Source organism: Mycobacterium sp. M23085, assembly GCF_045343915.1.
In the GTDB taxonomy this organism is placed as follows: domain Bacteria; phylum Actinomycetota; class Actinomycetes; order Mycobacteriales; family Mycobacteriaceae; genus Mycobacterium.
In genome coordinates, this window is the sequence record NZ_CP174280.1 from 4,929,781 (window position 1) to 4,942,631 (window position 12,851).

General features: G+C 66.5%; 12 protein-coding genes. 7 read left to right on the plus strand and 5 right to left on the minus strand.

Features of this window, described 5'->3' with window-relative positions:
- Nucleotides 1–86: 86 nt before the first annotated feature.
- The gene (locus tag ACIUM1_RS23100; RefSeq protein ID WP_406814842.1) at nucleotides 87–860 is read left to right on the plus strand and encodes a sensor domain-containing protein; all 774 of its coding nucleotides are present in this window, start codon (nucleotides 87–89) and stop codon (nucleotides 858–860) included.
- A gap of 51 nt (nucleotides 861–911) precedes the next feature.
- Here the strand turns inward: ACIUM1_RS23100 and ACIUM1_RS23105 are convergent, their stop codons facing one another.
- Nucleotides 912–2,960 carry a glycoside hydrolase family 15 protein gene (locus tag ACIUM1_RS23105; protein WP_406814843.1) on the minus strand — a complete coding sequence of 683 codons (2,049 nt, stop codon included), beginning with the start codon at nucleotides 2,958–2,960 and terminating at the stop codon, nucleotides 912–914.
- Between the two features lie 255 nt (nucleotides 2,961–3,215).
- On the opposite strand from ACIUM1_RS23105, the gene ACIUM1_RS23110 reads away from it, so the two are divergent.
- From ACIUM1_RS23110 to ACIUM1_RS23130, 5 genes are all read left to right on the plus strand, one after another.
- Nucleotides 3,216–3,419 (plus strand): hypothetical protein, encoded by a 204-nt coding sequence (locus ACIUM1_RS23110; RefSeq protein ID WP_406814844.1) that lies wholly within the window; start codon nucleotides 3,216–3,218, stop codon nucleotides 3,417–3,419.
- A gap of 337 nt (nucleotides 3,420–3,756) precedes the next feature.
- Nucleotides 3,757–4,788, plus strand: coding sequence for a sulfate ABC transporter substrate-binding protein (locus tag ACIUM1_RS23115; RefSeq protein WP_406814845.1), 1,032 nt, complete (start codon nucleotides 3,757–3,759; stop codon nucleotides 4,786–4,788).
- A complete protein-coding gene (cysT, locus tag ACIUM1_RS23120) occupies nucleotides 4,785–5,657 on the plus strand; it encodes a sulfate ABC transporter permease subunit CysT (protein ID WP_406814846.1) in 873 nt (290 codons plus the stop codon). Before ACIUM1_RS23115 ends, cysT begins: the two co-directional genes overlap by 4 nt.
- The gene (cysW, locus tag ACIUM1_RS23125; protein WP_406814847.1) at nucleotides 5,654–6,472 is read left to right on the plus strand and encodes a sulfate ABC transporter permease subunit CysW; all 819 of its coding nucleotides are present in this window, start codon (nucleotides 5,654–5,656) and stop codon (nucleotides 6,470–6,472) included. Before cysT ends, cysW begins: the two co-directional genes overlap by 4 nt.
- Before the next feature lie 8 nt (nucleotides 6,473–6,480).
- The gene (locus ACIUM1_RS23130; protein WP_406814848.1) at nucleotides 6,481–7,578 is read left to right on the plus strand and encodes a sulfate/molybdate ABC transporter ATP-binding protein; all 1,098 of its coding nucleotides are present in this window, start codon (nucleotides 6,481–6,483) and stop codon (nucleotides 7,576–7,578) included.
- A gap of 39 nt (nucleotides 7,579–7,617) precedes the next feature.
- On the opposite strand, the gene ACIUM1_RS23135 is transcribed toward ACIUM1_RS23130, so the two are convergent.
- The 3 genes from ACIUM1_RS23135 to ACIUM1_RS23145 form a co-directional block, all read right to left on the minus strand.
- A complete protein-coding gene (locus ACIUM1_RS23135) occupies nucleotides 7,618–8,361 on the minus strand; it encodes a phosphoadenylyl-sulfate reductase (RefSeq protein WP_406814849.1) in 744 nt (247 codons plus the stop codon).
- Nucleotides 8,358–10,025, minus strand: a complete 1,668-nt coding sequence (locus ACIUM1_RS23140; RefSeq protein WP_406814850.1) for a nitrite/sulfite reductase — start codon at nucleotides 10,023–10,025, stop codon at nucleotides 8,358–8,360. Before ACIUM1_RS23140 ends, ACIUM1_RS23135 begins: the two co-directional genes overlap by 4 nt.
- 115 nt (nucleotides 10,026–10,140) lie before the next feature.
- Complete coding sequence (locus ACIUM1_RS23145) at nucleotides 10,141–10,266, minus strand: Ms4527A family Cys-rich leader peptide (RefSeq protein WP_406814851.1); 126 nt, start codon at nucleotides 10,264–10,266, stop codon at nucleotides 10,141–10,143.
- Between the two features lie 156 nt (nucleotides 10,267–10,422).
- On the opposite strand from ACIUM1_RS23145, the gene hemW reads away from it, so the two are divergent.
- Nucleotides 10,423–11,595: a radical SAM family heme chaperone HemW gene (gene hemW, locus ACIUM1_RS23150; protein ID WP_406814852.1), complete on the plus strand. Its 1,173-nt coding sequence runs from the start codon at nucleotides 10,423–10,425 to the stop codon at nucleotides 11,593–11,595.
- Between the two features lie 14 nt (nucleotides 11,596–11,609).
- Here the strand turns inward: hemW and ACIUM1_RS23155 are convergent, their stop codons facing one another.
- Nucleotides 11,610–12,848, minus strand: a complete 1,239-nt coding sequence (locus tag ACIUM1_RS23155; RefSeq protein WP_406814853.1) for a sodium-dependent bicarbonate transport family permease — start codon at nucleotides 12,846–12,848, stop codon at nucleotides 11,610–11,612.
- Between the last annotated feature and the right edge of the window lie 3 nt (nucleotides 12,849–12,851).

Sequence of the window (12,851 nt, forward strand, 5' to 3'; positions counted from 1 at the left end):
TGGTCTCTACCTCGGCGGCGACCGTAAACTGCTGGTCAAGCGGCTTGTGGTGTAGATCGACGGACTCGGGGAGGCGCGGTAACAGTGTGAAGACCGGTACGAGAAGCCCCTGGGGCCTCAGCGCCCTGATGGTCATCGCGGTACTGGCCTCGGGTTGCTCCGTGGCGGTCGACGGCACGGCACGGCCGGTGCCCGGCGCGGCGCCGCGATCGCTCAGCGGGCCGACCATCAAGCGGGTGCTGCTCGGCAAGACCGCACTGTCGCGAATTGTCAAGCAGCCCTTGGAGATTGATCCCGGATTCCCGCCGAGTTTCGCGGGTCCCGAGTCGTTGCAGGGCGACCGAGCCGTGTCGCCCGACGACTGCATCGAAGTCGCGGTGATGCTGCAGCAAAGCGCCTACCGTCACCGGAGGGTCAGAGACGTCGCGCAGGAGACGTTTCGGCCCGAATCCACGACCGCTACCGTAATCCGCGTCCAAGAGGCGGTCGTCGACCTGCCGACGCCCGCCGACGCCGAGGAGCTGTTCGTGACGTTCTCTCGGCAGTGGCAACGATGTCAGGGCAAGACGGTTGCCCTGACCGGACGCCCGTTCAGGCTGAAGGCCAAGGTGGACGGCGTGCAAGTCGCGGCTTCGGTTCTCGCGGCGAAGACATCGATCGAGCTCGATTCGCCGAACCCGCTTGTCGAGGAGTCGCTACCGGCCGGCCGGGCCATCGGTGTGCGGGACAATTGCCTCATCGAAGTCGAGGTCGACTTTGCGAACCCCCTCACTCGGCCGCTGACCCAACCAGACGAAGTCGAGGCCAGCGCGCTCGACATTGCGCAGGTTATGAGGGACAAGGTCGGCGCACTGCGCTAGGCGGATGCCCCGCGGTTGCCTTGCGCCGCGAAATCCCTACATACGAAGTCCCTACATAGGTGCGTTCGCGGGCTGGAACATCCCGGAGCCGTCGGCTTCCTCCTCGGCGCGGATCACGTGCACCACCGCGTTGATCAGCGCCAGGTGGGTGAACGCCTGCGGGAAGTTGCCCAGCTGCCGGCCGGTGCGCGGTTCGATCTCCTCGGCGTAGAGGTGCAGCGGGCTCGCGTAGGACAGCAGCCGTTCACAGAGCCGCTTGGCGCGTCGCACCTCGCCGATCTCGACCAGCGCCGACACCAGCCAGAACGAGCAGATTGTGAAGGTGCCCTCCTCGCCGGACAGCCCGTCGTCGGTTTCCTCCACCCGGTAGCGCAGCACCAGGCCTTCCTGAGTGAGTTCGTCGGCGATCGCCAGGACGGTGTTGCGCACCCGCGGGTCATCGGGCGGCAGGAACCGCGTCAGCACCACCAACAGCAGCGAGGCGTCCAGCGCGTCGCTGCCGTAGCGCTGGGTGAACACCCCGCGGGAGTCCACGCCGTGCTGCAGGATGTCGTCCTTGATCTCCTCGGCGATCGCCCGCCACTGCTGGGCGTAACTCGTCTCGCCCTGCCGCTCGGCCAGCTTGGCCCCGCGGTCGAGCGCGACCCAGCACATCACCTTCGACGAGGTGAAGTGCTGCGGTTCCCCGCGCACCTCCCAGATGCCGCGGTCGGGCTCGCGCCAGTGCTTGATCGCCTCTTCCACCTGCTTTTTCAGCACCGGCCACAACGTCTCCGGAACCTGCTCTCGGGACTTTGCGTGCAGGTAGAAGGAATCCAGGATCGAGCCCCAGATGTCGTGCTGGACCTGGTCGTAGGCGCCATTGCCGATGCGCACCGGGCGGGCGTGGTCGTAGCCGGACAGGTGATGCAGCTCTTCTTCGACCAGGCTGCGCTCACCGCCCACGCCGTACATGACCTGCAGCGGGTGTCGCTCGTTGTTATTGGCGCCGGAGACGTCGGCGATGAACGCGAAGAAGTCGTCCGCCTCGCGGTCAAGCCCCAGCGTGTACAGACCCCACAACGCGAATGTGGAATCGCGCACCCACGCGTAGCGGTAATCCCAGTTGCGCTCGCCCTGCGGCGTTTCCGGCAGCGACGTGGTGCTGGCGGCCAGCAGCGCACCGGTGGGCGAGTAGGTGAGGCCCTTCAACGTCAGCGCACTGCGCTGCAGGTACGCCCGCCACGGGTGATCGGGGAAGTTGCCGATGTTGATCCACTGCCGCCAGCACTCGGTGGTCTGCCACATCTTGTCCGCGGCCTCTTGGTACGTCTGGGGCGCCGGGTGCTTTGTCCAGCTCAGCGCGACGAACACGTCGTCGCCCTCTTTCATCCGGGTGCGCGCGCGTGCCTCGCGGCCTTCCAGCCCGATCCGCAGGTTGCTGGTGAGCCGCAGCGTCGGGTGGGCGTCGGGATCCCTGGTGGCGCGCGCGACCGCCTCGCCGTACGCGTTGGCGGAGTACTCCCACGCAGCGCCGACGCGGTGGTAGTCGAACGCCGGCTCGCAGCTCATCATCAATTCCACGGTGCCGCTGACGCAGCGCACGGTGCGCAGCAGGATGTGTTCGGCATCCCAGTCCATCGGGGTGCGGCGATGCGTCCGCGACCGCCGCTCCAGGTCATGCCAGGGGCCCATCACCAGCGCGTCACGCACGATCAGCCACCCGGTGTGGGTCTGCCAGGTGGTCTCCATGATGAGACTGCCGGGGAGGTACCGGCGCGCCGAGGGCACCGAGACGCCATAGGGGCCCAGCCGGAAATGGCCGGCGCTGCGGTCCAAGATCGCCCCGAACACGCTGGGGGAGTCCGGCCGGGGCACGCACATCCATTCCACCGACCCGGCCGGCGAGATCAGGCAGGTGGTCTCCCAATCCGAGAGGAACGCATAGTCGGCGATCGGCGGGAATGGGTTCCGCAGGGCGGCGCTGGGGGCCAGGGGCCCGGGCGTGCGCAGGTCGATGGACGACGACATCGACGCCGCGGAGGCGGTTTGGAACGCGTCCTCGGGCATGGCCCCGTCCGGTTGGGCCGGCTGGTCTTCGGGTTGGGCATGCAGAACCATCTGGACATCATCGCTGCTCAGCTATCGCGCGTCCAACGTTCCGGCCAGGTGGCGTGGCGCGGGCCCCTCGGGGGAAGTCACGCGGGAAGTCGGCGTGCTTCTCCATCACCGTGATGTGATGCCGGCGCCCGCCGACAGCGGGTCAAGCCCCATGCCCGTCGGTCCGCCGGCGGCCATCAGGCGGGTCGGGTCATCCGGACGGGCAACCACGCGCCGACCGTCAGACATTGGTCTTCGGCGGCCGGGCGGAATAGGGTGAGCCCGGTGAACGCGTTCCTCAACTGGTGGGACGGCAACGAGCTGTGGCTGTCGGGGCTCCCTTTCGTGCTGCAGGCCATGGTGGTGACCCCGGTCGTGCTGGCGGTGGCCTACGCCACCGCGGCCGCGTTGGACGGCGTGCTCGGCAAGGGCATCGAGTTGATGCGCCGCGCCCGCCACGCCGACGGGACCCCCGAGTAACGCCCATGCCCCGGTCACACGTGACGCTGATTCTGGCCATCCTGGTGGCGCTGGTGGTCGTGACATGGTTGGTAACGCACCTGATGCACCACTGACGGGCAGGGTCCGTTTGCTGGGCCAACCGTGGCGGTGGCGGCAACCTCAATTCCTGTTAGGCTTCCCGCCATGCGCGTGGCATTCGGCTTTCCGGGGTGCTATGCCTTCGTGCACTGTTGTCGCTGACTCCCAAACCCGTTACGCGGTCTGGTCTGGAGTCTTCGAATTCTCCTGAAGTTCTAGGTGCCTATCCGCAGAAACGGGACCGAAATCCCATACGTTCCGCGTCGGAAGGCCCTCAATGGACATCAGGACCGCATCGCATTGGCGGCCCGTCCTCGCCCTTGCCCTGATTGCCGGTCTCATCGCCGGATGCCATGGCGGCGCCAGTGATGCCGTCGGTGGCGGGGGGCTGTCGAACGCGCGCACCAGCATCACCCTGGTCGCCTACTCGGTCCCAGAACCGGGGTGGAGCAAGATAATTCCCGCGTTCAATGCCTCCGATGAGGGAAAGGCCGTGCAAGTGGTCACCTCCTACGGGGCCTCCGGTGACCAATCCCGCGGTGTCGTCGACGGCAAGCCGGCCGATGTGGTGAACTTCTCCGTCGAACCCGACATCGCTCGGCTGGTGAAGGCCGGCAAGGTCTCCAAGGACTGGAATGCTGACGCCACCAAGGGAATTCCGTTCGGCTCGGTCGTCACGCTGGTGGTGCGAAAGGGCAATCCGAAGAACATCAAGGATTGGGATGACCTGCTGCGGCCGGGCGTCGAGGTCATCACCCCCAGCCCGCTGAGTTCTGGATCGGCCAAATGGAATCTACTCGCGCCGTACGCCGTCAAGAGTGAGGGCGGCGCCCACTCCGACGCCGGTGTGGATTTCATCAAGAAGTTGGTAACCGAACACGTCAAACTGCGTCCCGGATCGGGGCGGGAGGCCACCGATGTCTTCGTCCAGGGCAGCGGTGACGTCTTGATCAGCTACGAGAACGAGGCCATCGCCACCGAGCGGGCGGGAAAGCCGGTCGAACACATCAATCTGGCGCAGACCTTCAAGATCGACAATCCGGTGGCCGTGGTCAACACCAGCCCGCACCTGGACGCCGCCGTCGCGTTCAAGAACTTCCAGTACACGGCCGCAGCCCAAAAAGTCTGGGCGCAGGCCGGTTTCCGTCCGGTCGATCCGGCCGTCGCCGCCGACTTCCGCGCCCAGTACCCGGTGCCGGCGAAGCTGTGGACCATCGCCGACCTCGGCGGCTGGGCCACCGCGGATCCGCAGTTGTTCGACAAGACCACCGGCAGCATCACCCAGATCTACACGAAGGCCACCGGATGACCGCGATCACGCCGGACCCGCTGGCCGTCCGGCCCGAGCTCAGCGGTGAAGCACCACCGGGTGCGCTTGCCGGCCGCGGCCGCGGAACCACCGCTCTTCGGGTCGGAGCGGCCACGGTGTGGCTGTCGGTCATCGTGTTGCTGCCGCTGGCGGCGATCGCCTGGCAATCCGCCGGCGGCGGCTGGCATGCGTTCTGGCTCGCCGTCTCCTCCAATGCCGCGGTCGAATCGTTCCGGGTGACCTTAACGATCTCGGCCGGGGTCACCGTGCTCAACCTGGTGTTCGGTCTGGTGATCGCGTGGGTGCTGGTGCGTGATGACTTTCCGGGCAAGCGGCTCGTCGACGCGATCATCGATCTGCCGTTCGCGCTGCCCACCATCGTCGCCAGCCTGGTCATGCTGGCGCTGTACGGCAACAACAGCCCGGTCGGCCTGCATCTGCAGCACACGTCATGGGGTGTGACGGTGGCGCTGGCCTTCGTCACTCTGCCGTTCGTGGTGCGCGCCGTCCAGCCGGTGCTGCTGGAATTGGACCGCGAAACCGAGGAGGCCGCGGCGTCGTTGGGTGCCAGCGGCCCGAAGATCTTCACGTCCGTGGTGCTGCCGTCGCTGCTGCCCGCGTTGTTGTCCGGTGCGGGCCTGGCGTTTTCACGGGCGATCGGCGAGTTCGGATCCGTGGTGCTCATCGGTGGTGCGGTGCCCGGCAAGACCGAGGTGTCGTCGCAGTGGATACGCACCCTGATCGAGAACGACGACCGCACCGGTGCCGCCGCAATTTCGATTGTGCTGTTGGGCATTTCGTTCGTCGTGCTGCTCATCCTGAGGATCGTGGGCGGACGCGCGGCCAAGCGAGAGGAGCTGTCCGCATGACGTCGGCTGCGGGAGTGCGCTATTCGTTGCGGTTGATCGCGCTCGGATACATCTTCGTGCTGCTCGTCGTCCCGGTGACGTTGATCCTGTGGCGGACATTTCAGCCCGGGCTCGGCCAGTTCTTCGACTGGGTGAGCACCCCCGCCGCGATATCGGCGCTGAATCTGACGCTGCTGGTGGTGGCCATCGTGGTGCCCCTCAACGTCGTCTTCGGTATCCCGACCGCATTGGTCCTCGCCCGCAACAGGTTTCGGGGCAAGGGCGTGCTGCAGGCTGTCATCGATCTGCCGTTCGCGGTCTCGCCCGTCATCGTGGGCGTCGCGTTGATCGTGTTGTGGGGCTCGGCCGGTGCGCTCGGGTTCGTGGAGCAAGACCTCGGCTTCAAGATCATCTTCGGCCTGCCGGGAATCGTGCTGGCCAGCATCTTCGTCACGCTGCCATTCGTGGTGCGCGAAGTGGAGCCGGTGCTGCACGAGCTGGGCACGGACCAGGAGGAGGCGGCGGCCACCCTGGGTTCGGGCTGGTGGCAGACGTTCTGGCGGATCACCCTGCCGTCCATCCGGTGGGGCCTGACGTACGGCATCGTGTTGACCATCGCCCGTACCCTGGGGGAATACGGTGCCGTGTTGATGGTGTCGTCGAACCTGCCAGGGAAGTCGCAGACGCTGACATTGCTTGTCTCCGACCGCTACAACCGCGGCGCGGAGTACGGCGCTTACGCGCTGTCCACGCTGCTGATGGGAGTCGCCGTGCTGGTGTTGGTTTTCCAGGTGGTGCTCGACGCGCGCCGCGCACGAGCGGCCAGACAGGCCTGACGAGGAGAATGACCGTGACTGACACCGGCACCAACCGCGACGACCTCGCCATCATCGTGCGTGACGCCAACAAGCGTTATGGCGATTTCGTCGCCCTCGACCATGTCGACTTCGTCGTGCCCACCGGCTCGCTGACGGCTTTGCTGGGCCCCAGCGGTTCGGGTAAATCCACCCTGCTGCGTACCATCGCCGGGTTGGACCAGCCCGACACCGGAACCGTCACGATCTATGGTCGTGACGTGACCCGGGTGCCACCGCAACGCCGCGGCATCGGCTTCGTGTTCCAGCATTATGCGGCGTTCAAGCACTTGACGGTCCGCGACAATGTGGCCTACGGGCTCAAGGTCCGCAAGCGACCCAAAGCCGAGATCAAAGCCAAGGTGGACAATCTGCTGGAAGTGGTGGGGCTGAGCGGGTTTCAGGCCCGCTACCCCAACCAGCTGTCCGGCGGTCAGCGGCAGCGGATGGCGCTGGCGCGGGCATTGGCCGTCGATCCGCAGGTGCTGCTGCTCGACGAGCCGTTCGGCGCGCTGGACGCCAAGGTCCGCGAGGACCTGCGGGCGTGGCTGCGGCGCCTGCACGACGAGGTGCACGTGACCACGGTGCTGGTCACCCACGACCAGGCCGAGGCGTTGGACGTCGCCGACCGCATCGCGGTGTTGAACCAGGGCCGCATCGAGCAGATCGGATCCCCCACCGACGTCTATGACGCCCCGGCGAACGCGTTCGTGATGTCGTTTCTGGGCGCCGTGTCCACCCTGAACGGCACCCTGGTCCGGCCGCACGACATCCGGGTGGGCCGCAACCCCGAGATGGCGATCGCCGGTGGCGACGGCACGGCCGAGTCCGTCGGGGTGGTGCGCGCCGTCGTCGACCGCGTCGTCACGCTGGGTTTCGAGGTGCGAGTCGAGCTGACCAGCGCCGCCACCGGCGGCTTCTTCACCGCCCAGATCACCCGCGGCGACGCCGAGGCGCTGGCGTTGCGCGAGGGCGACACCGTGTACGTGCGTGCTACCCGGGTGCCGCCGATCGCGCTCGCTGCCGCGGCCGAGGCCAGTCGCGCCGACCAGGCCGACGCGGACGAGAACACGCTGACGTCGGCCTGATCCGGCTGGATCCGTCGTCGGGTTGTCGCGCGGCTGTCGCTACGACGCGTGCAACCCGCATTCGGTCTTGGCCCGTCCCTGCCAGCGTCCGCTGCGCGGGTCGGCGCCCGCCAGCGGCTTGGCCGTGCAGGGAGCGCAACCGATCGACGAATAGCCTTCGTAGATCAGGGGATTGACCAGCACGCTGTGCTCGTCGATGTAGTTCTGCACGTCCTCGTCCGACCAGGTCGCCATCGGGTTGACCTTCACCAGCTTGAAGCCCTCGTCGAAGCCGACCACCGGGGCGTTCGCGCGCGTCGCCGCCTCCGACCGGCGCAGCCCGGTCACCCATGCCGAGTATCCGCGCAGCGTCTTGCCCAGCGGCTCGACCTTGCGCAGCCGGCAGCACTCACCGGGATCCCGCGCGAACAGGTCCTTGCCCAACATTTTGTCCTGCTCGGCCACGCTGTGCTCGGGAGTGACGTTGAGCACCCGGATGTCATACACCGACTCGATCGCGTCGCGAGTGCCGATGGTCTCCACGAAGTGATAACCCGTGTCCAAGAACACCACCGGCACACCCGGACGCACCTTGGACGCCAGATCGATCAACACCGCCTCCTGCATGCTGGACGCCACCACATAGTTGCAGGTGGCCCAGCCGCGGGGCCCGTTGATGCCGCCGAACGTCTCGTCGGTCCAACGCAATACGTCGGCGGCGCTGGCGCCTTCCAGCTCGGCCGCACCGCGGGCGGCAAGCGCCCGCAGCTCGGCTTCTGGAAGTTTGGTAGTTCGTTCGCTCATCGCAAATCGTCCTCGTCTGCCCTCATAGCCCACTGTGCGAAACGTTCACCCTCACCGCGATATTTCAGGAAGTTGCGTGTGACCCGCTCGATGTAGTCACCGAGCTCGTCGCTGGTGACCTTGTGCTGGCGCAGCTTTCGGCCAAAGCCGCTGTCCAGGCCCAGGCTGCCGCCCAGGTGCACCTGGAAGGCCTCCACCGAGCCGCCCGCGCCGTCGTCGACCATCTGGCCCTTCAGCCCGATGTCGGCGACCTGAATGCGGGCGCAGGAATTGGGACAGCCGTTGAGGTTGACGGTGATCGGCGCGTCGAGCTGGCCGTTGATGTCCGCGAGGCGGCGTTCCAGGTCGGGCACCAAAGACTGCGCCTTGACCCGGGTTTCGGCGAACGACAACTTGCAGAATTCAATCCCTGTGCACGCCATCACATTCCGGCGCCAATGCGACGGCTGCGATTGCAGGCCCAGCGACTCCAGACCCGCGATCAGTTCGTCGAGCTTGTCATCGGGAACGTCGAGGATGACCAGCTTCTGGTAGGGGGTGAGCCGGATCCGGTCCGAGCCGGCTCGCTCGGCGAGGTCGGCCACCGCGGTGAGGATGGTGCCCGACACCCGGCCCGCGATCGGGGCGACGCCAACGGCGTTGAGCCCGTTCTTGAGCCGCTGCACCCCGACGTGGTCGATCGGGTGTTTCAGCGGCTCGGGGGCCGGGCCGTCGATCAGCGGACGCTTCAGGTATTCCTGTTCGAGAACTTCCCGGAATTTTTCCACGCCCCAGTCTTTGACCAGGAACTTCAGCCGCGCCTTGGAACGCAGCCGTCGGTAGCCGTAGTCGCGGAAGATCGAGGTCACCGCGTGCCACACCTCGGGTACCTCTTCGAGCGGTACCCAGGCGCCGAGCCGCTGGCCCAGCATCGGATTGGTCGACAGCCCGCCGCCGACCCACAGGTCCAGCCCGGGGCCGTGCTCGGGGTGGTTCACGCCGATGAACGCGACGTCGTTCACCTCGTGCACCACGTCCTGCAGGCCGGAGATCGCGGTCTTGTATTTGCGCGGCAGGTCGGCGAAGTCGGGCTGGCCGATGTAGCGGCGCACGATCTCGTCGATCGCCCAGGTGGGGTCGAGCACCTCGTCGAGCGACTCACCGGCCAGCGGGGAACCCAGGATCACGCGGGGGCAATCGCCGCAGGCTTCGGCGGTCTGCAGCCCGACCTCGGCCAGCCGCCGCCAGATCTCGGGGACGTTCTCCACCTCGATCCAGTGGTACTGGATATTCTCACGGTCGGTGATGTCGGCGGTGTCGCGGCCGAATTCGGTGGAGATCTGGCCCACGGTGCGCAGCGCGGCGGCCGACAGTGCGCCGCCGTCGCAACGCACCCGCATCATGAAGTACCTGGCTTCCAGCAACTCGGCGTTGTCGTCGCCGGTGAACGTGCCGTCGTACCCCTGTTCACGCTGGGTGTACAGGCCCCACCAGCGGAAACGCCCCCGCAGATCGCTCTTGTCGATGCTGTCGAAGCCGTTCTTGGCGTACACGGTCTCGATGCGCTCCCGCACGTCCAGCGGGGCGCCGGCCTGCTTCATCTCTTCGTTCGGGTTCAGCGGCTCACGATTTCCCAGTGCCCATTGGCCCTCGTTACGGGGCTTTGCGGCTCGGGCGGTGGTCATCGGAAGTTCTCTCCTTCAAAAAGATCGCCAGCGCGGCCAGCACAGTTCACCGGCACTTTTGGGCGGCGCGGAACCGTCGGCCAGCTGGAGACACAGGGGGCCTGGGTCTACCACGTCAAGGCAGACAGATACAGCTGCACACGCGCTTGAGATCAATGTGCCGTCGCGCCACGAGCACAATGTGCGGGCTGGGCTGGTCGGCGGTCACGTCCCCATTGTGCCATGGCTGTCGAAGGGCCATGCGAGCAGGTCAAATCTTGGCTCACGGTGATTAAAACTAGCGCGCGACTCTGGGGGATCACCCCGGAAAAGCCTTAGAACTTCATGCGACCGCCGGCCGGCGTTGCCGGTGAACCGACGACTCGGGATGCACCCGTGCGGCGTGGGATCATTTGGCATGGCCATTCGCGAGCAACCGGTCGAGCTGCCCGACGTCGGGGCGGCCGCCGGGCAGCCGTTTGGCATCTATGTGCATGTCCCGTTCTGCGTGACACGTTGCGGCTACTGCGATTTCAACACCTATACGCCGGCCGAGTTGGGTGGCGTCAATCCGGACGCCTGGCTCAGCGCACTGGGGACGGAACTGGAACTGGCCGCCGCGAGGTTGCAGGCGCCGCAGGTGAACACCGTGTTTGTCGGTGGCGGAACCCCTTCGCTGCTGGGCGGGGCGCGGATGGCCACGTTGCTGGGCATGGTGCGCCAGCACTTCACTCTGGCGACCGACGCCGAGGTCACCACCGAGGCCAACCCGGAGTCGGCATGGCCGGACTTCTTCGACGCCATCCGTGCGGCCGGCTACACCCGGGTATCGCTGGGGATGCAGTCGGTGTCGCCGAGGGTGCTGGGTGTCCTGGACCGCATCCACACACCGAACCGGTCCGCTGCCGCCGCCCGCGAGGCGCTGGCCGCGGGATTCGAGCACGTCAGCCTCGATTTGATCTACGGAACTCCGGGCGAGTCAGACGACGACCTGTTGCGGTCGGTCGAGACGGCGATCGAGACCGGCGTGGATCACGTGTCTGCCTACGCGCTGGTCGTCGAGGAAGGTACCGCGCTGGCCCGGCGGGTCCGGCGCGGCGAGCTGGCCGCACCCGACGACGACGTGCTGGCGCACCGCTATGAGCTGGTTGATGCGCACCTGTCGCAGGCCGGGATGTCCTGGTACGAAGTGTCCAACTGGTCACGGCCCGGCGGTCAGTGCCGACACAATCTCGGCTACTGGGATGGCGGCCAGTGGTGGGGTGCGGGGCCCGGCGCGCACGGCTACGTCGGTGCGACCCGGTGGTGGAATGTCAAGCATCCCAACGCGTACGCGGAGCGGTTGAGCGCCGCGGCACTGCCGGTGGCCGGATTCGAGCAGCTCGATGCCGACGCCTTACACACCGAGGACGTGTTGTTGAAAACCCGTCTACGCCAAGGGCTCCCGAAAGAGTTGCTGAGTGCCGCAGAGCGTGACCGCGCGCAGGGCGTGGTTTCCGACGGGCTGTTGGTTTCCGAGGGTGACAGGTTTGTCCTGACTCCACGCGGCCGGCTGCTGGCCGACGCCGTGGTGCGAACCCTGTTGGGGTAGCGGCGCCGTCCGTGTCAGACGCCGAACCAATGCTCGAAGACGCGGGCGATCTCGATGTAGAGGGGGATCCCCACGGTGACGTTATAGGAGAACGTGAGGCCCAGTGAGGCGGCCAGCGGCAGGGTGGGGCTCGCTTCGGGGATCGCCAGGCGCTGCACCGCCGGGACGGCGATGTAGGACGCCGCGCCGCACAGAACCGCGAACAAGACGTAGGTTCCGGTCTTAAAGTCGGTGTGGGTCAGCGACGCGTAGCTGCAGGCGACGATGATGCCCAGTGTGGCAAAGACGTTCGGTGCCACCAGGCCGAAGACGATGAATCCGGGGCCCGCCGTGCGAAGGTCTTTCAACTTGCGCGACGCGGTCATGCCCATCTCGAGCAGGAACAGACACAGCACGCCCTGGAAGGCCAGGACGAAGAATTTGTCGTCGTCGGCAACGACCTTCTGTCCCTGCAGCCCGCTGACCAGGCCGATGATGATGCCGCCCATCAAGAGGACGAGGCCGGGATTGAGGAAGACTTCTTGGAACAGCTCGCGGGAGAAGATCGGCACCTTCTTGCCCGTCCGCGCGGAGCTCTGGTCGGGCTCCCAATCCTGGTGCTCCATCTTTTCCAGCGAGAGCTCCAGCTCCTGCTCGATGGCGGCTTCCTCTTGACTCTCGAGGCTCTGGCCATGCGGGGGGCGCGCGGCGGTGCCGGGCCCGACCCCCACCTTGACCGGCGGCGTGTAGCCGGTCTCGTCCGGCATGTAGCCGGCGGAGTCCATGCCCCGATGCCGAAGTCGCGCAACGAAATACAGCGCCACCAAGCACCCCGGAATCTCCATCACGGCCAGCATCACCGGCATGTACGCGTTGAAGGCGATGTTCACCGCGGCCAAGACGGCCACGCAGGTGGCAAAGGTCCCCGCCGAGTCCGACCCGTAATAGCCGGCGATGGTCGCGCGGTCGACTTTCCGAAGTGATTTCAGGCGGCTGAGGCCCAGGTAGGCCAGCGCGCCAATCGCACAGTTCAGCGCGAAGCCCACGATCATGAAGCCCACGATGGAGCCGACGCTCGACGCGCTGACCCGCGCGAGTTCCTCGCCGCCGTGCCAGCCGATGGCCAGCAACAGGTACATGGTCAATCCCTGATAGATGACATAGGGAAATTCGAACCGCACCTTCAAGATGGGAATCAGGAACCCGAAGTAGAAGAACAGCAGAAGCGGCTTGAACAAGTTATGGGTGAAGTTGTGCCAGAACTCTTGCAGCATCGA